At 42.8% G+C, this 20098-nt stretch carries 18 protein-coding genes; 11 read left to right on the forward strand and 7 right to left on the reverse strand.

The features are described 5' to 3' along the window. Positions 1 to 50: 50 nt before the first annotated feature. Positions 51 to 755: a general stress protein gene (locus AC3WJJ_RS21745; protein WP_492543716.1), complete on the reverse strand. Its 705-nt coding sequence runs from the start codon at positions 753 to 755 to the stop codon at positions 51 to 53. A 210-nt stretch (positions 756 to 965) separates the two neighbouring features. On the opposite strand from AC3WJJ_RS21745, the gene AC3WJJ_RS21750 reads away from it, so the two are divergent. Both AC3WJJ_RS21750 and AC3WJJ_RS21755 read left to right on the forward strand, forming a co-directional pair. After that, positions 966 to 1919 carry a class 1 isoprenoid biosynthesis enzyme gene (locus tag AC3WJJ_RS21750; RefSeq protein WP_492543717.1) on the forward strand — a complete coding sequence of 318 codons (954 nt, stop codon included), beginning with the start codon at positions 966 to 968 and terminating at the stop codon, positions 1917 to 1919. 68 nt (positions 1920 to 1987) lie between these two features. Continuing rightward, on the forward strand, positions 1988 to 2227 hold the full coding sequence (locus AC3WJJ_RS21755; protein WP_422660081.1) for an NHLP leader peptide family RiPP precursor: 240 nt from the start codon (positions 1988 to 1990) through the stop codon (positions 2225 to 2227). Between the two features lie 95 nt (positions 2228 to 2322). Here AC3WJJ_RS21755 and AC3WJJ_RS21760 read toward each other — a convergent pair whose 3' ends face one another. Both AC3WJJ_RS21760 and AC3WJJ_RS21765 read right to left on the reverse strand, forming a co-directional pair. Continuing rightward, positions 2323 to 4212, reverse strand: a complete 1890-nt coding sequence (locus AC3WJJ_RS21760) for an ATP-binding protein (RefSeq protein WP_492543718.1) — start codon at positions 4210 to 4212, stop codon at positions 2323 to 2325. 200 nt (positions 4213 to 4412) lie between these two features. Further along, positions 4413 to 6347 (reverse strand): ATP-binding protein, encoded by a 1935-nt coding sequence (locus AC3WJJ_RS21765; protein ID WP_492543719.1) that lies wholly within the window; start codon positions 6345 to 6347, stop codon positions 4413 to 4415. Between the two features lie 257 nt (positions 6348 to 6604). On the opposite strand from AC3WJJ_RS21765, the gene AC3WJJ_RS21770 reads away from it, so the two are divergent. From AC3WJJ_RS21770 to AC3WJJ_RS21790, 5 genes are all read left to right on the forward strand, one after another. Beyond that, the gene (locus AC3WJJ_RS21770; RefSeq protein ID WP_492544043.1) at positions 6605 to 8080 is read left to right on the forward strand and encodes a UDP-N-acetylmuramoyl-L-alanyl-D-glutamate--2,6-diaminopimelate ligase; all 1476 of its coding nucleotides are present in this window, start codon (positions 6605 to 6607) and stop codon (positions 8078 to 8080) included. Further along, positions 8073 to 8789: a cysteate racemase gene (gene cuyB, locus AC3WJJ_RS21775; RefSeq protein WP_492543720.1), complete on the forward strand. Its 717-nt coding sequence runs from the start codon at positions 8073 to 8075 to the stop codon at positions 8787 to 8789. The genes AC3WJJ_RS21770 and cuyB overlap by 8 nt, the downstream gene beginning before the upstream one ends. A gap of 386 nt (positions 8790 to 9175) precedes the next feature. Further along, positions 9176 to 9883: a hypothetical protein gene (locus AC3WJJ_RS21780; RefSeq protein ID WP_492543721.1), complete on the forward strand. Its 708-nt coding sequence runs from the start codon at positions 9176 to 9178 to the stop codon at positions 9881 to 9883. 324 nt (positions 9884 to 10207) lie between these two features. Next, positions 10208 to 10600 (forward strand): hypothetical protein, encoded by a 393-nt coding sequence (locus AC3WJJ_RS21785; RefSeq protein ID WP_492543722.1) that lies wholly within the window; start codon positions 10208 to 10210, stop codon positions 10598 to 10600. Between the two features lie 186 nt (positions 10601 to 10786). Next, a complete protein-coding gene (locus AC3WJJ_RS21790) occupies positions 10787 to 11497 on the forward strand; it encodes a peptidylprolyl isomerase (protein WP_492543723.1) in 711 nt (236 codons plus the stop codon). Between the two features lie 74 nt (positions 11498 to 11571). Here the strand turns inward: AC3WJJ_RS21790 and AC3WJJ_RS21795 are convergent, their stop codons facing one another. Then, the gene (locus AC3WJJ_RS21795; RefSeq protein ID WP_492543724.1) at positions 11572 to 13716 is read right to left on the reverse strand and encodes a class I SAM-dependent methyltransferase; all 2145 of its coding nucleotides are present in this window, start codon (positions 13714 to 13716) and stop codon (positions 11572 to 11574) included. Positions 13717 to 13884: 168 nt separating this feature from the next. On the opposite strand from AC3WJJ_RS21795, the gene AC3WJJ_RS21800 reads away from it, so the two are divergent. The 3 genes from AC3WJJ_RS21800 to AC3WJJ_RS21810 all read left to right on the forward strand — a co-directional run bounded on the left by AC3WJJ_RS21800 (position 13885) and on the right by AC3WJJ_RS21810 (position 16955). Beyond that, positions 13885 to 14604 carry a 3-ketoacyl-ACP reductase gene (locus tag AC3WJJ_RS21800; protein ID WP_492543725.1) on the forward strand — a complete coding sequence of 240 codons (720 nt, stop codon included), beginning with the start codon at positions 13885 to 13887 and terminating at the stop codon, positions 14602 to 14604. Positions 14605 to 14810: 206 nt separating this feature from the next. Next, a complete protein-coding gene (locus AC3WJJ_RS21805) occupies positions 14811 to 15734 on the forward strand; it encodes an AEC family transporter (RefSeq protein WP_492544045.1) in 924 nt (307 codons plus the stop codon). 30 nt (positions 15735 to 15764) lie between these two features. Beyond that, a complete protein-coding gene (locus AC3WJJ_RS21810) occupies positions 15765 to 16955 on the forward strand; it encodes a MalY/PatB family protein (RefSeq protein WP_492543726.1) in 1191 nt (396 codons plus the stop codon). A gap of 121 nt (positions 16956 to 17076) precedes the next feature. On the opposite strand, the gene AC3WJJ_RS21815 is transcribed toward AC3WJJ_RS21810, so the two are convergent. Then, positions 17077 to 17604: a hypothetical protein gene (locus AC3WJJ_RS21815; protein WP_492543727.1), complete on the reverse strand. Its 528-nt coding sequence runs from the start codon at positions 17602 to 17604 to the stop codon at positions 17077 to 17079. Between the two features lie 399 nt (positions 17605 to 18003). On the opposite strand from AC3WJJ_RS21815, the gene AC3WJJ_RS21820 reads away from it, so the two are divergent. Continuing rightward, the gene (locus tag AC3WJJ_RS21820) at positions 18004 to 18600 is read left to right on the forward strand and encodes a M15 family metallopeptidase (RefSeq protein ID WP_492543728.1); all 597 of its coding nucleotides are present in this window, start codon (positions 18004 to 18006) and stop codon (positions 18598 to 18600) included. 47 nt (positions 18601 to 18647) lie between these two features. Here AC3WJJ_RS21820 and AC3WJJ_RS21825 read toward each other — a convergent pair whose 3' ends face one another. Together AC3WJJ_RS21825 and AC3WJJ_RS21830 are read right to left on the reverse strand one after the other, a co-directional pair. Next, positions 18648 to 19238: a TetR/AcrR family transcriptional regulator gene (locus tag AC3WJJ_RS21825; protein WP_492543729.1), complete on the reverse strand. Its 591-nt coding sequence runs from the start codon at positions 19236 to 19238 to the stop codon at positions 18648 to 18650. Positions 19239 to 19324: 86 nt separating this feature from the next. Beyond that, on the reverse strand, positions 19325 to 20089 hold the full coding sequence (locus tag AC3WJJ_RS21830) for a hypothetical protein (RefSeq protein WP_492543730.1): 765 nt from the start codon (positions 20087 to 20089) through the stop codon (positions 19325 to 19327). Positions 20090 to 20098: the final 9 nt, after the last annotated feature.

Genomic DNA, 20098 nt, shown 5'->3' on the forward strand with positions numbered 1-20098 from the left:
TCAGATACTGTTATAGTTTAATACACCGTTTATCGTACATTATTAATAGACTAGTAGTTTTTATTATTCAGGTTATTCAGGTTATTCAAGTTATTCATGTGTGAAGTATCTGAGATATTACGTTCTTTGGGAGCCGCACCGCCAGCCCCTGCTCCATGTCCTTGATAAAGGTTAGGATCGTGGGCAGTCTCTTTAGCTATGTCAGGATCAACACGAGAATCTATATTCTTTCCTACTCCCGTGTACTCTCTGCCATGGTTATAATGATGTTCATTCAATGTATTGTTTCGACGGAACGTTTCATAGACGTGATTTGAACGATCATCATCCGTCTCTACCAGAACTAGAATACGGCCTTCCTCTACGAACTCATCATACTCCTCAGCTTCTTCCTCTGGGATTCCGAGTCCGATAAGACCACCAACGAGACCACCTGCACCCGCTCCAACTGCTGCACCCGTTAGAGTCGCCGCAATAGGACCAGCCGCAACAATAGGACCGATACCTGGAATAGCCAAAGCGCCAAGACCAGCGAGCAATCCAGTTACCCCTCCTAATACACCGCCCGTAGCTGCGCCAGATGCGAGCCCCTCTGGAGCTTTTGTTCCTGTCTCATCATTAATAGAAGATACTTCCTTATGATCTTTAGCTATAACGGAGATGTCTTCTGTCCCAAAACCTTGTTGCTTCAAATCTTCAATTGCACGAGTAGCTTCCTGTTCTGTACTGAATGCACCAACAATTCTCTGAGTCATAATGATTACCTCCTTAGATTATCTTTCATTTTCATTTTTTTAATTATTTATATCCCTTGCTCATCTCTAACTTAAACGTATACCGGAACGATCAAACATCAGATCAATCAAACATTACAGCTGTAAATATTTAACTATCAAAGGAATATGTGATACTATTAAGCTAACAAGTTAGCATATTCAGACCAAATCTGGAGAGGCTGTGATGCCATGGAATGGTTTAAACCGTATGAGCATGATTTGTCAGAAGTCTTCGCAATATGTACTGCCAAAATTGCTAAATTCCCTCCTCCGCTTAACGAAATAGGAAGAAGGTATATGCAGAAATTCGATGTATTTCAGGAAGGAAGCGCGAAGAATTATATTTGTTATCTACTTCCCTTTTGGATGAAAGACATGACTCAGCTATCTCCTGATATCTATCGAACTCTTTCAACAGCCAATATCTTTGGAATGCTCTATTTTTTCATTCAGGACGATATTATGGACACCCACCCAAACGACTACACAGCAGGTATGTGGAAACATCAGCTAGCACTAGCAAACCTCTTACACACAGAATTCATCCATACTTACTTAAATTTATTTCCGGCTGATTCTCCTTTCTGGAAGTATTTCAAAGATTACATAGAGGAATGGTCCGAGGGTGTTATACACGAGAGTCTTGATGATTACTTTAGAGATAATCCACTCCTGATTGCCAAAAAAGCAGCACCCGTTAAGCTTGGAAGCACTGCCGCTTTACTACTTGGAAATCGCCCCGATCTCATTCCAGCAGCTTCTGATCTTATGAATAATGTCCTACTCACACTTCAGATGATGGATGATTGGGCTGACTACGAACAAGATTTAACCGACGGAAGTTACAACTGTCTCCTCTCACTCATCAAATCAGAGAACAATCTTCCACGTGCACATCTGTTAACCACAGAAGAAGCACACTCAGCTATCTTTCTTCACGAAATACTTCATCAATATGCTAATATCGCATCTGCCACTCATCAGCGACTTCTCAACTCCTGCCTTAATACACCTCACGTTATATCATTTCATAAAACCTTGGTGGACGAACTTATATCTGAATCAAGCAACATCAAAAATGGCCGTAAAATGCTAGAACATGGCGGATTACAATACTACCTGTCTATTTTAAGTAAATTATAATAGATTTTATATTAATTACATGTTATCCTTTTAGAGTAAATAATAACCATTTTGAAAGGGTGATTCTAATGACGACAGAAGCCATCTTTCAAACACAATTGATTCAAAAAGCATGGGAGGATCCAAGCTTTAAGGCAAAACTGCTTAGCGATCCTAAATCCGCCATTAAGGAAGTTCTTGGCGTGATGATTCCAGATCACATCCAAGTAAGAACAGTTGAGGAAAACTCGAACGAGCTCTACTTGGTCATCCCACCGAATCCTGCTGGCGTGATCAAATCAGAAGCTAAGGAGAAAGCCATCTGGTAGTAATTACATAAGCAATAATGAAATCACATTCACATAATAATCTACACTACACACAAGGAGTGGGGACGAGCCGTCCACTTCCCGCAGGTCAGGTATTAACGACCTGCTGCGGGAAGTGAAATAACGGCTTCCGTCCCCACTCCTTTTTTGCTACTGTAATGAATTTTTCCACGCATTGCCTCGATAATCCGGAAAGTGACCATCAGACCAAGACCTGTCCCCTTTGTTTTGTTGGAGAAATACGGTTCTCCAAGTCTAATCAGTACTTCAGGATCCATGCCTTCGCCATCATCATTCACATGAATAAATACCTGCTCCTGTCTATAATAAGCACGGATATGAATATGTCCCTCTCGTTCCAGCGCTTCAATACTATTCTTAATAATGTTAATTAGAGCTTGCTTAAACTTGGATGAATTTCCATAGATGCAAATATCACTAGGGATATCTATTGAAATCCTCCCCCCATGCACTTGGGCTAATGGTGTTAGAATCCCTTCAATATGCTTGAACTCATCCGATACCTGGAGCACAGATGCTTTTCCGTATTCCGGTTTAGCAAAGGTCAGGAAGTCTGTAATAATACCTGAAGCTCTGTCTAACTCAACCATAGCCATATCTAAATATTCACGTTCTAAATCCATGGATTTATTACGAAGTAACTGTAGGAAACCCCTTGTTACTTGAAGTGGATTTCGAACTTCATGCGCCACGGAAGCTGCCAGCTCACTAATAATCTCCATTTTTTCCGATCGCTCAAGCTCATGATTAAACATTTTCAATTCCTTTGAATACCGGATAATCTGTTCGTGATTTTGCGCAAACACTCTCCCAAGAATAATGATCAGTGCCCCGGTAAACCCAGCAACGCCCCACTTCCACAAGAAGAGCTGATAATCCCGGCCACTTATAAAAAATCGGAATAACTCACCTAGAACAATGCCTACAAGTACCGCAAATCCAATGTTAAAGATCACAGCTGACTTATTCCCTTTAAAAGCATAGATCATCGAACTTCCAAGAAGTAGCACGAACTGAATAATCATCATAATCCCAAGTACCTTAACGGAAAAAAAGTAATACATTTCGTAAAGCTGATCAGAGGACAAGAAGTTTACGAATAGAAACAATAGACAAAAAAATGAATACCCCATCTGGAATTTTCGAAATCTTCGAAGTATTCCCTTCCATCCCGGTCCAAAAATATTCTCAAAGAACAAGCTGAAGCTAGGCAACAAAATTAATAATGATACATCATAGAATTGAGTAAATGCTCTACCGTGATTCTCAAAAAGCGTGTAGAGAAAGGGGGAATATGTAAATACGAGAATACCTACAGACATAATAACAAGTGAGAGGGATAAAACAGCTTCAATGTAACGCTTATTCAGGAAAAACGACCAGATCAGCATCACAAATGCTATTAAAACAAAAATACTTCCGAGTATTATATCCAGTAGATTGCTTTTGACAAATCGGGTGAGTAGCGTATGGAATTCGCCCACGTAGATCTTATCCTGCATGTTAACGACTTCCTTAGCTGGTTCGAGCCATATGTATAAATAACTTGAGGATAAATCTTTGTGCAGAGGGAGTAAAACTTGGTTCATTTGATATTTGTAAGACCGACTAGATTCAAAAATCTTGTCTTCATCAGCAAAAATAGAAATACGCTTTCCAGAAATTTTATCAAGCAGAATACCAGGGGTCGTGGTGTTGATATCTGAAATATCTATCCTAATCCATAATGAATCTTTAGATGCTGGTTTGTGTACAACAGAATTTGCTTTAGACCACTCACCTGTCTCCACATTAGATGGTAAACGTTCCGGGTTTTCTTCAGAGGAATTACTCCAAATTATTTCCCATTCTTGAATGCTCTTGGTTTCTGTCGGTGCTCCGTATGCTATGCTAGAAAATTCACAGAATAGAGCAGCTGTAACCAGACACCATACAAGCACCCTAATCCTCAATGCAAATTTCATCATACACCTCGACCATCGTTTATATTCGTTTTTGAATGAACATCTATGTATTTCTGACATTAATTCGATATGAAGGCGCGGTCCACCTTCTAATTTCTAATAATTTGATAAATTATTCCTAATTATTCCTAATATGTACGAGATATCATAAAAATGAAGCAGGCCACCCAAGAGATAATTCCTTAAGCGACCCGCTTCATCTATGCATCATTCTTTAATAAATCGGACTTCTCCTCATCATGTGGAACTATAGGAATACGAATGACAGCTTCAGTTCCTATACCTTTATGACTTGTAAAATGAATTTTCCCCTTCATCGCTTCAATAATCCGAAAGGTAACCATCAATCCGAGTCCGGTTCCCTTCGTCTTATTAGAGAAATAAGGTTCTCCAAGCCTAGCAAGCTCATCGACGTCCATACCTATCCCATTATCTCGAACATGTATGACCGCCTGTCCTTTTTCAATATAGGCCCAGATTTTAATCATTCCTTCTCCACTTAGAGCTTCAATACTATTCTTAACAAGGTTGACCATCGCCTGCTTCAACTTAGAAGAGTTCCCCATAATGTGTATCGTTGCGGGTACATCCAGTTTAATCGTACCGCCACCAATGTTCGCTAGTGGCATCAGAATTCCAGTCACATGTCGTAGTTCCTCTGACAGATTCAGCTTCGAGACCTGCTCAAGCTCAGGCTTCGCAAATGTAAGAAAATCCGTAATGATCGCTGAAGCACGATCGAGTTCCTTCAGAGCCAAATTCAGATACTCCTGTTGAGACTGATTGGATCGTTCCCCGAGCAGCTGCATGAATCCTCTTGTAACCTGCAAAGGGTTACGGACCTCATGAGCAACAGAGGCGGCTAGCTCGCTAATGATCTCCATTTTCTCCGATCGTTGAAGTTCATTATTGAACATCTCCAATTCCTTTGAATATCTGACTACTTGCTCATGACTTCGAACAAACTTACGACCTAGCATAACAATAAGCGAAATAATGAGTGCGAGTACCCCCCACTTCCAGAAATAGAACAGATAATTCCCATTTCTTGCATAAAAGGTAATCATATCAGCCAAAGTTGCCGCGGTTAGTAAACTGAATCCAATGGTAAAGATGTAGGCATCCTTACTACGTTTAACCGTATACGCAATCGTGATTCCAACGAGTATGATCATCTGAGTCATCATAATAATACCTAGAAGCTTAACGGTAATTAAGTAGTACGTACCATAGAACAAATCTCCAGTAATCTGATTGATGAACATAAGCGTGAAACAAACGATGGAATAGGCTAAGTGAAATATTTTCATGTATCGAATCAGATGATATGGACCTACGCCATATATTTTCTCAAAGTAGAACGTTAAAGCTGGAATAAGCACAAAAATAGAAATATCAAACAGTATGACCCATATCTTTCCGTATTCTCCGTAAAAGGTATACAAAAACGGTGAATACGTAATGAGCTGAATGCCGCATGCACATATGACCAGACTAAGCGACATCCATGTGGATAATGTCTGCCTTGGCAAAAAGAAACAACAAAAGAACATCACAAGAGCAACAAACAAAAAAGTGCTGCCCATGACAAAGTCCCCCAGATCCTTCTGGATAAACTCGCCCCGCAGATCCTCATATTCCCCAATCGTCATTCGGCCTTCGACGCCAGTCGAACCTCTCGGTGTCTCGACCCATATGTATAATGTCTTTCCCAGATCCTCATTGGCTAGAGGAAGAAGCAAACGATGATTCGTATACATATAATCTCGCTTAGATTGAAACACTGGTTCATCCTCAATAAAAGCCAAAACGTCTTTTCCATTTATTCGTCCGAGTAAAATCGCAGGTTGAATCAACAGATCTTTCGGAAGAGTAAATCGGAACCAAGCGGATACGGCATCCTCCGGCTTAGAGGAATCACCTTGTTCCCTTACATTCAACCAATCCTGTGAGTTTCTCACCGCTGCTGGAGTCGTTATTTCTGGAATTACTGTCTCCCACTTCACTTGCCAATCCGGAACGAAGGTATAGGAAGAAGCTTTCCCTTCGACGATCGGTGGCATGAACAACTGTAAGAGTAGTGCTGGAAGCACAATCATAATCAATACGACGAAATATTTAGGCACAGCCTTCATTCGGTTAGCACCTCTACCCCCGTTCGTAGTCCTAAAACATCAATCAATTCAAATCTGCATTCCTTCATTGGCCTAGCTTCTATAAATATATCATGAAATCAGCAAGCTGTTATTTAAATTCTCCCAGTCAATCAAATCTATTTGTAATCTAAGTTATGAAGAAGTATTATTATTAGTTGATATCGTCTTATCTATTAATATACTCAAGACAACTTATAGAAGATAATAAATAAGGAAAGGAGCTGTCCCCCTTGCGGTTGACTTCCATAGTGAAAGATCTTGAATTTGAACTCGTTAAAGGTGATCTGAATATTGAAGTGGAGGCGGTCGCCTTCGATTCCCGGGAAGTGAAGCAGAACAGTCTTTTTGTTGCTGTGTCAGGTTTCACTGTCGATGGCCATAACTTTATTCCCAAAGCCATCAATCAAGGAGCAACCGTCCTCGTTGTTGAGAAAGACGTTCAGGTAGACGAAGCGATTACCGTGCTTAAAGTGCGGGATACACGCGACGCTCTTGCACTCCTATCCTCTAATTTTTACGAAACACCTACAAATAAACTGAACATGATCGGAATTACCGGCACGAACGGAAAAACTTCGATTAGTTATTTCATGAAATCGATTCTTGAACAAGCTGACAAAAACGTAGGTATCATTGGCACGATTGGGACGATCATTAACGATCAGCTGAAGAAGAACAAGAACACGACTCCAGAATCTCTTTACCTACAACAAATTTTTGCTGAGATGGTAAGTTCGAATGTCAGTCATTGTGTTATGGAGGTATCTTCCCATGCACTAAGTCTGAAGCGTGTGGCTTATAGCCGCTTTCATACTGGTATTTTCACCAATCTAACCCCAGACCATCTGGAACTTCATAACAGTATGGAAGAATATTTTGAGGCAAAAGCCATGTTATTTGACTTAACGACTGATTATAACATCATTAATATCGATGATCCCTATGGCACAAGACTTATCGATAAGGTCAAGAACTACGATACCAAGCTAATTACGTATGGAATCGATAACAAAGCTGATGTATACGCCACAGATATTCGCTATTTCATTGATTCTACGATGTTCACAGCACATACACCAGCCGGAGTTATCGAAATCAAAGTGAATCTTCCAGGCAAAATCTATGTACTGAACGCCCTTGCAGCCATCGCTTGCGCTTATTGCAACAACATCGAGCTTGAAGTGATTAAGGATGGTATTCAAGCCGTGGAAAGCATTAAGGGTCGTATGGAGGTTGTCTATAAAGATGACGACAGCTTGGTCATTGTTGACTTTGCACATACAGAGGACAGTCTAGAAAAAGCCTTACAAACACTTCGTCCTTATGCTAAAGGTCGTATCATACTCGTATTTGGTGTCTATGCTGCAGCAGGTGAGCTTGGACATGATAAACGCAGTTCTATGGGGAAAGTGGCTGCTAAACATGCAGATCTCTCTATCATCACATCGGACAACCCTAAGGATCAGGATCCAGATGCGATCATTGCTGAGATTGCAGCTTCCATGGATGAGACAGGCGGCTCATATAAAGCCATTGTTGACCGCAAAGAAGCCATCGAGTATGCGCTCTCCATCAGTCAAAAAGATGACATCGTCCTGATTAGCGGGAAAGGTCATGAAACAACTCAGGTGATTGGTACAACAGAAATTCCTTTTAACGAGGCAGAGATAGTGAATGAATTCAAAAAGAGGCAGTTGTTGAATAATGGATAATAAAAAATTAGGCATCATCGGGGGTATGGGACCTCAGGCAACCTCAGTTTTTTTTGAGAAGTTGATAGAGAGTACGGAGGCCGAGCGTGACCAGGATCATATTGATATGATCATACTGAATCATGCTACCCTACCCGATCGAACCCAAGTCATCTTAGAAGGACGTGGCGAACGTTTCCTGGACGCGGTAGAGAAAGATTTCAAGCTACTTGAACTAGCTGGCGTCGCGAATATCGCTATACCATGCAATACATCCCATTATTTCTATAACGAAATGCAGCAGATGACCTCGATCAATATTATTAATATGGTTGATGAGACGGTACAAGAAATTCACAGACGATATGGTGACGGCAGCAAGATCGGACTCCTGGCCACAAATGGAACGGTTCGTACTGGAATCTATCGGGATACCTGTGAACGATATCATATGTCTCTCTATGAGCCTGATGCTTCCCTTCAACAGAAAGTCATGGATATTATTTACAATGATGTAAAAGGTCATAAAAACGTGGACCCTGGTAAACTCGAAGCACTTATTCATCACCTAGTGTATGAAGAGCATTGCCAGTGTGTTATCCTTGCATGCACAGAACTTTCCTGTATTGAACTGAGTGATTTCTATAAAGAATGCTCTATTGATGCAATGGAAGTTCTCGTCAATCAATCTATTTCGTTATCCGGTAAAAATATCGCTTCCGTTAAATAACGGCATTCATCCTAAAGAGCACCTCTCAGTTAAGTGAGAGGTGCTCTTTATTTTGACTTACGTCTAAATTAGCCGTTTATGAATGTACTTCGCCCAGCTTCAATCCCATCAGAGAAGTCATCGCTGCAGTCACAGCTGAATGTTTCCAGAACTTCCTCCAAAGAACGAAATCGTCACGGCAATGACAAATGAGGCGCATCCCCCTACTATTCGGCTCCAAACCAATCAGAATAAATTACATAGATTTATAGATGAAATGCGGCAAACGATACATATCGACCTTGTTTTTGAGCAACCTGTTAATGAAGGAAGGATTCAAACCCGCTTATCAGGGTAAAATCCTACTATACGAAATTGGAATGATACTCAGAAGGGAGATGTACATCATGCGTGATGAGTTAAATCGGAGTACCTATGCAGACTTAGTCTATAAGCAGAACGAAAGCATGAATCCTCTTGAACCCATGACTGACATTCCTGAAGATGAATCTAAACATGTAGGAACTACTACAAGTCAGAGCCTAAGCCGAGAGGATGCGGACCATAGCGGGTTCAGTCAGAATGTCGCGGGACCTGCAGATGCCGATAAAGAGGAATGGCTTAATCCAGATCCTAGCGCACTCGAAGCATGGAAAGCCACCGGGGCTGAACCTGATAACCGAACACTTGGTGAGGAAACAGCCAGCCAGCCACTTGAGGAACGGATCAGTATTGACTATGAAGAGAACAACAGCGATGAAGCCGTAATCACAGGCAAGTTGCCGCTGGATCATGTTCCCGCAGATACCTCCTTCTCACTTGGTTCAGAAGCGAATGCGACTTATCCGCGTCGAACCCCTGTTAATAATACAGCATTTGAGCAGGATACAGACATCCGCCATGATGAGGTGTTCGCAGATAAATCCACTCAATCCTTAGACGTAGAGCCGACTGAAACGACACTAGAAGATGTACCCGATGCAGATGAGCTTCATGCCGGTAGCCCTGTAGATCCCGCTGTTCCTGGCGGTATAGATCAACATGGGATTGACCTGCTCAATGGTGTAGGCGGCGTAGATGACGAGAATGAACGCAAGTTACCTGATGATTTCTAGAAAAAGCAAAAAGAGCAAAGAACAACCCTTCTATGTGGGTAGTTCTTTGCTCTTTTTGCTGAATAACGCTTGTCTACCATATAAAGCTGAGCAAGCCGAGAATCGCAATCCATAATAAAACACCAATTAAGGTTCCCCACATCAATCCGGTCCAAATATTCCCCTGCTTCTCCATCGGCTGCTCCCCCTTTTACATCCGTTCGTTAGTACCCAGTATAGACAGCATTTCAGCATCTATTCGAATAAAGAAAAACCAGGTGTCTGTCACCCTATCTGATGCCGGCATCATACAATAATGCATATGACCATGGAAGGATGATATGCATGAATAGAATCCTGGCATTACAGGGCAAACGCCTTCTCACGCTTCAACAGCGGCTTGCCATGCTTAAAGGGCATCTTGTTGAGATTAATGCACCGAATACAGGACTTGAACCTGGACGGCTGGAAGCTGTATATAAAACTAATTTCATTCAGGTCCAGGGTGAACTATTTGTTCCCGCTAGCCTTAATTCAATCCGTGTATTCGATACTAAGCCTCCCCACCGCAGCATTCTGGTTGGTGTAAGAACAACATTTTCAAGTGGAAAAGCCTTCAACCGGATTCGGCTTGTTCGAATCGGCTCCGATTTCATCGAACTACAAGGAAAGGGAAAGGCTCCTTCCCGAATCCTGTTTCCACTAAACAAAGTCGAAGGGATTTATCTTGTACAATAGCGGTCAACGAATCAACTTGATGAATATGACATGAATGCAGGTGATACTCCATATTCCCGGTCCTGAATCAGGAACGGGAATTTTTTCATGCAAATGCAGATATAGTCCCTCTGTGGCATTTTCGGTAAAGCTTTACATGTGATAAGATAACAACCATGAACCATACTCTTAGGGGGAAGTAACGAAATGAAACAAAAGAATAAGTTAATGCTCGTTCTCGTGTCTATGATGACCCTGCTCTTGATCTTGAGTGGCTGTGGTCAAGACGAAAATCGAAATGCAAGCGATAATAACAGTAATGCAAGTGGAACGCCTACGACCGAAACACCTTCAACAGAAGAGCCTGCTGCGAAGAAGGTCGTACCTGATCCCGAAGCAAGCCACCCCATCGTAACGATCGAAATGGATAGCGGCAAGACTATCAAGCTTGAACTTTATCCAGAAGTAGCCCCAAATACCGTTAACAACTTTATTTCTTTAGTGAAGAAAGGCTTTTATGATGGGGTAATCTTCCACCGTGTTATTCCAGGCTTTATGATCCAAGGCGGCGATCCAGATGGAACGGGTGCAGGCGGTCCTGGCTATAGTATTGCGGGAGAGTTCACCTCGAACGGATTCCAGAATGATCTGGAGCATACACGTGGAGTACTCTCCATGGCCAGAACCGGAGAACCTGACTCTGCTGGCTCTCAGTTCTTTATTATGCATGCTGACTACCCGTCCTTGGATACTCAATATGCGGCGTTTGGTAAAGTAATCGAAGGTATTGAAGTCGTAGATGAAATTGCTACTCTTCCTACGGGTGCAAATGACCGCCCGAATAAACCACTACCAACGATGAAAAAGGTAACCGTCGATACACTTGGTAAAGAGTATCCAGAACCTGAAAAGAAATAATTCAGTTGCTACACATCACAAAGAGGACAAGCCTGCATCAGTGCGGCATTGTCCTCTTTTTTATGAGATAGGTTCTATTCAGGCTTTTCGATCACAATCAGGCATGTACTATCCGGAAGAGATACGGGATGACCGGATACATCCATAAATTCAATACGCCCAAGTAGGGCCTCTGTATAACCTGCCTGTAGGAAGTGTTCACAAACCACGATCTTCGCTTCATGTCCAATTGCTTCTCGAATGACAGATTCGTACTGTGACGGTGTAAAATACCCAAACTGCTCCTGTACCTCATGAACATAGGCCTCTTCCCCCCATGTATATGTATACAAGAACTCCATCGCATCATTTATAGGCATTTGAACCTCATTGTCGGAAAGTGTTTCATATCTAATTGATCTGCCTTTAAAATCTTCCACATAACGCTGCAGCCATTGCATCCCATCCTCTTCGAGAAAACGGATACGACGAACGATCTCTTCGGGCTCTGTCTTGATCCCATCACGGATGATGATCCGGCCACCTGGCGATAGGATTTCGTAAGCGCTTCTCAGCGCTGCTGTAACCGTACTCGGATTGAACCGACAACCTTCATATTCAATATACGAAAATAACTCATGTAGTATAGACGAAAAAATGACTGTATCCACGCTTCCCGGCTCTAAATCTTCCCTAAGATTTAAAGCATCACCTTTTACAACATCCCATCTACGTGCTTCCAGTCGCTTTCTTTTCTCAAGCGCCTCAATCACATTGGATGAAATATCAATTCCAACCGCATGAACATGGGGCATTTCCTCTTCAATGAGATCCAGCAGAATACCTCCACCCGGACCGATATCGACCACACGGGTACCAGCAATATAGTCCAGAATAACTTTTTTGTAATCGCCTGAGCTATTCATATCCTGCAAATAAGTATCCTCGTTATGAAAACGATCGTAAGCATCTCTCCGAAGACCAAACAGGTCAAAGAGCATCAGAACTGCCTTTTCATAAAGTGGGGATTTCTCGGCTTCAATACAGAACTCAATTAATTTCTCGGCTGCACGTGAAAATTCAAAGGTAAAAAAGATAGTATCATCAAGACCTTCTTTCTGCTCCATCCGGTAACGCAAATGCGGGTTGTCACCCGGGATTCCCTTAAGACAAGAATCCCAACTCATCTGACGCAAATACTGCTCAATCATCCTCTTTTTGTACACATTCAGCTTCTTAAACCCTTTATAATCGTAATACATCTCGTTCATCAAGGGTTCAAAGCTTAAATGACGGACAGGCTTGTCTTGCTCTTGCTTCGTACGATCCGTGATGGATGCTGACGACATATTCAGATTCTTTGGGTGCTGCTCAATCTCACCATTTAAACTAATGAGCATTACCTTCATAAACTCCTCTACAGAGTAATCCTGTAATGCAGCCTCCACGAACCATAAGGTCAGATTACCAAGGGGTAACAAAATAGAAGGTAAATCTATCTTCGCCTCAATTTGAGATATTTCCGAATAAAAAGCTTCACCTTGCCGGATACTTCCTGACCTCAATCGCTCTAATCGCTTGATATATGTACGCTCCTCTGGTTCTCTTCCTTCAGCCATCGCTATAACAATCTGATTGGTCTCGCTCCCTACGGTATGCCACAGCTCTTCAGATACCCCGCTCATAATACAGCGGTTAAGAGGGATTAGTAGCCTGATAAGCTCATCTGCAGTCAGATCCCCTGCCTTAACAAGCTGTGTTAAGCTATGATTCTCGCTAAAAACAATCTCACCCCGAATATACTGACCCACAAGCCCGTGAGTTGTAATAAGGGTATGAATGACCTTGTGCCGTAAGTTCATATCTCCATGATGTTCCTGAATATATCTGGCATATAGCTCCCCCGAGCCTTGATTATGAACAAACAGATTCACACCCGACGCCTGCCACTTCATCCTCTCTCGCATCGTGCCACCCTTAGCCGTCTCAGACCAGACGAGCACTTCCTCCAGCAGCTCTCTGATCCAAAACGAAACCGAGAGATCATCCAGAATTCGTAGTGTCCTCTCCACATAATCAAGTACTGGATTCGCGCCAGCCAGCTCACTGATTGATGTGATACGCTCCAGGTTCACAATTTGTTCTTCTGCTGAAACGATATATTTAAGCCATTCATATTTCTCAGTAACGGAGAAATCTCCCTGCCTGTAAGCAGATATTGCGCAAAGTGAATCTAACATCTGATATTCACACTCCTTGAGTCAACATAATAAGACCCACTCCCAATTCATGTCGATTCTGATTATACCAGAATAGAATAGATGAATAACCGCTGATTTGGTATCAGGGTACTCTCCGAGTTATACTGTAACTGAAACCATAGTATGTTAATTAAGGAGTGAACGGATATGAGCTTGAAAAATAAAACAGCTATCATCACCGGAGCAGGTAAAGGAATCGGACGTGCACTAGCGCTCGCCCTTGCGAAGGAAGGGGTTCATCTCGGTCTCGTTGCCCGGACTGCATCTGATCTTGAATCCCTAGGAAAGCTCGTTACAGAACAATATGGCGTCAAGGTAGTCGCCGCCATTGCTGATATTTCGATACAGAGCGAAGCTGAAGCCGCTTTTGCTACGATCAGTCAAGAACTCGGGGCTATCGACATCCTCATAAACAATGCAGGTATTGCGCAGTTCGGCAATTTGCTCGATATGGAGCCTGAACAATGGAAGCGTATCGTGGATGTTAACCTGATGGGTACTTATCATATGCTTCGTGCGGTGCTTCCTGGTATGATCGAGCACCAAAAAGGTGATGTCATCAATATTTCTTCCACAGCTGGAGAGCGCGGATTCGCTACAGGTTCAGCATACAATGCCTCCAAATTTGCTGTTATGGGTCTGACTGAAGCAGTACTGCAAGAGGTTCGTAAACATAACATCCGAGTTACTGCATTGACACCTAGTACCGTTAATACAGACCTCGCTGTTAATGCAGGGCTGAAGATTGGTACCGAGGACCATATGATGCAGCCAGAGGATGTTGCTGAATTGGCACTAGCTACCCTAAAACTCCCTTCTCGTGTATTTGTTAAAACGGCTGGGATCTGGACAACCAATCCACAGTAAGATTCTATACCTGATTTAATTCTTAAATCGATTAAACCGTCGATACTCTTCTAAGGGTATCAGGCGGTTTTTTTATATGCCATCTTCTTATCTTCAATCATACAGAATTATGCACTTCTTACGGTGTGCAAACAGAATTACCATGATATAATGACTGGGTGCTTACATAGCCTTATGTCGATAGAAAGAAGATGAACAAAACCTTTATGATCACTGACATCCTTCTTGAAGTGGTTCTGCCTATTTTTGTCCTGATCGGTTTCGGCATCCTCATGCAGCGGGCGTTTCAACTAGATCTATACACACTGGCCAAGATCAATTTCTATTACATCACCCCGGCCGCTGTATTCATGAGCATGTATGAATCTGAAATGTCTCCAAAGCTGCTTGGAACGGTCACACTGTTCTATGCGATATATGTATTAGCGCTCTATCTCATTGGACGCCTGATGGCTGCACGCCGCAAATTTAGTCCTGGCATGAGAGCCGCTTTTACGAACAGTCTTATTCTCGACAATGCAGGAAACTACGGACTACCAATCAATGACCTTGCGTTTAAAGGGGACCCTCTAGCCAGCTCTGTACAAGCGCTCATCATGTCCCTGCAAAGTCTGCTTACATTTACTTTTGGGGTTATTTCTATTCAAGGGGCCAAAACACAAGGATTATACCGACATGCTATTATCGGATTTCTAAAAATGCCGGTTCCCTACGCTCTTATTCTAGGATTATTGCTGCATGCCCTTGCCGTTCCACTTCCGGTCTTTGTTTCTCGGCCACTGATCTATGCTGATCAATCTCTGGTCGCCATTGCGCTATTAACGCTTGGGGCTCAGATTATCAAGTATCCACTGCGACTGCGTCGACTTGATGTATACTTAAGCGTAGCTCTGCGGCTGCTTGTTGCACCTGCAATCGGTGTACTTATTGTATTCGCACTTGGACTCAAAGGAATTCCAGCTCAAGCCCTCATTATTGCATCAGGTATGCCAGTAGGAGTAAACACATCCATTCTTGCGGAAGAATATCAGAATGAACCCGACTTTGCAGCACAGACTGTACTTCTGTCAACCATTCTGAACGTTATTACTATTACCGGCTTAATATCTATTGCCAAACTTGTAGCTTAATCACACTTGTCATCGCTTGGAGGAGATTGAATGAAATTTGATTTTGACTTAACTATTGACCGCAGCCGTACCGCTTCACTGAAATGGGATCACATCCCCGCCATATTTGGCGTTGAAGATGCACTTCCCATGTGGGTGGCAGATATGGATTTCGCAGCACCTCCGGCCGTTGTTCGTGCAATGCATAACCGCGTGGAACATGGTGTTTTCGGTTATACCCTTCAAACTGATTCGTACCGCGAAGCGATATCCAACTGGATGAATGTTCGTCATAACTGGAGTATTCAACCACAGTGGATTCAATTCTGTCCCGGTGTCGTACCTGCACTGAGCCTGATCGTTGAATCCTTCACAGAGCCTGATGATCAGGTGATCATCCAGACCCCGGTATATCCGCCTTTCTACAGTGTCGTTAAGGATCATGGACGAGAGCTTGTACTGAATCCACTTCAGGTGAATGATCAGGGTGATTATGAGATGGATTTTGAAGATCTTGAGCGAAGCCTTTCCGGTGGCCGCGTAAAAATGATCATCCTATGTAGTCCTCATAATCCGGTAGGTCGAGTATGGACGCGTGAGGAACTTTCTCGTCTGGCTGCACTTTGTGAACAATATGATGTGCTCGTGGTATCGGATGAAATCCACGCTGATCTGATTTACCAAGCAGGATCCCACACACCATTCGCCGCTCTTTCTGAGGACGCTATGAATCGCTCTTTCATCTGTACAGCCCCAAGCAAAACATTCAATATCGCCGGGCTGAATACAGCGAACATCATTATTCCGAATGATAAGCTTCGCCGCCGATTCGAGAAAGCTCTCCAAAAATATGCGCTAGGGTCAATCACACCCATGGGTGCGGCCGCTACGGAAGCTGCCTACCGTGAAGGTGGGGAATGGCTTGATGGTTTGCTGACCTACTTGCGTGGAAACATGGAGTATATCAAAGACTATTTAGAGCAGCATATTCCTGAAGTAAAAGTTGCGCTGCCCGAAGCCACATACCTCCTCTTTATCGATTTTAGGGGGCTCGGGATGGCCCAAGATGACTTGAACCGCTTTCTAGTTCAGAAAGCTAAAATCGGCATGAATAACGGAACCACTTTCGGAAAGAACGCAGAAGGATTCATGCGTATGAATGTCGCTTGTACACGTGCTACGGCGCAAGAAGCCATGACTCGTCTTCACACGGCTGTTGAGCAGTGGCGTAAAGAAGGTTAATGTATAAGAGGGTGCGTTAGGTTTATTAACCTAAGCACCCTCTTCCTTTGTTTTGGTATCATATTAAGTTTATCTGCTAGATCCATTATCCAGAGTGAAAATCTTGTCTAATACTCCGTCCTCAGGAGTAATTCGTGGAATCTGTTCCAGTTGTTGGATCATTCATGACGCTGTCCCCGTAAGTTGTCTCGATGTCACTCTGTTGGCCACGTCCGGCCTGAAACCCTGCATCCATCATGGCACCATTCAGCTGATGAAGCTGACTGCTGACTACATCCATCTGTTTAAACATCTGTCTGTGTTGATAAGCCTCAGGATGAGCACCCTGCTGCGTAGACTCATCCATCTGCTCGAAAGAAGTTTTCTGCTCCCCCAATACTTGACGATATCGCTCAGCCGTCTCCGAACGAATATCCGATACGAGACTTAGCATACCGTGAAGTGCCATTCGGCAATGAACCAGATCTTTCCTCATCGTTTCTGATGTTTCGGGCGTGAATTCTGCCTGAGCACTCTTCAATTCAGCATCCACCTGCCCCAAATCATTCAGCACTGCCTCCAGCTGCTCTGCATTTCCACTCTGCTGTATCTCTGATAGCATTCCGGATACTTGACCCAATCTGCTTGCTATGGATTGAATACTAGTCATTTAAGTCTCCCCTTTCAAATCCAGATAACGTGTAATTACCATTAGCATGCAAAAATCATTGCTTCATTATGCATGAAATTCTATCGAACTTTCATACGATTTCTATATCCGTATTTTCCTTACAGACTATACAAAAGAAAAAATGCCAGCACCCGTTTGAAACGGGCACTGGCTAACAGATCAGGAGAGCGGGAGGACGTATATCTTGTGGTGGCTTAATCTATCTTATGCTTGCATATAGAAACGGTCTGTACAATATAGCATCTCTATGAAAAAAGGCTAACAGATCGTAGATTCTGAGAATTAACATGGAAAATCACTCTATTGGAATGAAGACTAAATAACCGATATAATCGTTATAAACGTATCAACGATGAAAGTAGGTAACTTAGAGACGATATGGCACAAGTCAAACGCAGAAGATCAAGATCGACATTATTTATCTTTATTGCTATTTTGCTTGCTATTTTATATATGCAGTTATCAACGTCTTTACCAGATATTTTGCCCGATATAAATGAGGAGGATCCCACTCCTGTTACCGATATCCACCCTGTAGTGCTCGCCCAGAAGAATAAACTTGTGGCTCACGCTCGGGAAATCGGCATTCGAATAATGATTACGGATGGTTATCGAAGTGATGATGAGCAGAACCGCCTGTATAGCAAAGGAAGAAGCAGCGAAGGAAATATTGTAACGAACGCCAGAGCAGGTGAATCGCTACATAATTACGGTCTTGCTATCGACTTTGCCCTCCGCCTGAAGGATGGGAGTGTGATCTGGGATATGGAGTATGACGGTAATGGAAATGGAAAATCCGACTGGTTAGAGGTCGTAGCCATTGCTAAGGATCTCGGCTTCGAGTGGGGCGGCGATTGGACGAACTTCCCCGACTATCCACACCTTCAGATGGACTTCGGTCTGTCTTTGCGAGAGTTAAAGAGGGGTAAACGCCCTCCTATGGATTCACATGAATCGTTGGAGGCAGAGAAATAGAGCGGACGATAAAAAGAGGGGACCTGTTTCATGAAGGTCCCCTCTTTTTATGATTCTCGATGTGCACGAATGCCGAACAAATATAAATTTACTACCTGATGTGCCAGCTCATCAGCCGTCCGCTTACCGCTAAGCAGCTCCTGTAAAGTCAATCTTTCAATTGCTCCCACTAGACATTCTGCAACAATCGTCATATCAATTTCTTGTTGAAAATATCCTTCTGCCTGTTCAGCCCTCAAATTGTGCGCAAGTATGCTAGTGAGTTCTTCCTTAATCTCTTCTGCATACTCACCTATGAAAAACCCGATCTGGGTCAAATCCGGGTCTTGCTCTAAAAATCCAAATAAGTTGCCAAGTACGGCTCTAATTCGAGAAGGAACATCTTCTCGGCTAATTCCCGTTTCCAACCTACTATCTATTACAAGTTCCTTCAGCTGTGAGCGAAATTTATCCATCAGTTCGTTAAACACAGCCTCTTTACTTTCAAAATAAAGGTAAAACGACGGCTGGGTTAGTCCGGCCCGTGAAACAATGGTGCTGATTTTTGTTTTGTGATAACCAGACCGCGCAAATTCACTTGCCGCAACTGTGAGCAGTCTCGCTCTACTTTCTTGTCCGTTTGCACCTTTTTTTCGCAAAGCTATCAAACCTCCGTCTTTATCTAGTTGTGTAATCATTATATACCAATCGTGCTTACTGTGAATGCTAGAACGATTGAAAGCGGTTAATTTTTTTTGAAAGGAAGGATTGCGCTTGCTCCAAGAGTGTCTTTCGTTATGTAGCGATCTCGCAATTTATAAATTCGCTCTCGTCTTTGTTCTCTGTTCTGCATCTCCATGTCTGAGCGAGCAAACACATCCAAATACTCGTTGTTAACCGAATAATTAGGCCCTATTTCAAGATCCAACTGCTCCTCATATCGTTCATACTGAAGCTCTTGGTCCTTTAACTCGGATGGGATCCAGCGGACGTTAGAGATCTTTTGATAGCTTCCGTCATCATTTTTAAAATAATACAAAAATATAGAGTACCCCTCTAAATCAATTTGAATGTTATCATGATCTGGCCCCCACCGATTCTCAAGTACATGATTCTTCAAATGCCGATTAACGGTGGCCGGAAGCGAATCGATCACATCATACACGGCTAGAAATCTGCCGCTATACTGGGAAGAACCATAAATCTCCAAACCTTTCTCTTTGTCACTAATAAGCTGCTTCAGCATTCGTGAATTGATCTTTTCAATTGCCTCATAGCTAATTAGTATCTCTCCACTCCGATCAATTTCAGTCGGTTTACCAAGAAAGCTAATCGTCTCTTTCTCTATTACCTTAGGTTGTGACATGACAAGACTATCAATCTTTGGCTCTCTTAACTTCCTCTCTACAACTTCCATCCAACGTTTAGCCGTTGGACTTCCCTCCAAATAAAGTGTCACTGTGCTAGCTACAATCAGTCCCAATAACAATAAACCAAATTTTCTAGGCATTGTTGTCCC

The organism is Paenibacillus sp. FW507-14B1B (genome assembly GCF_058781425.1).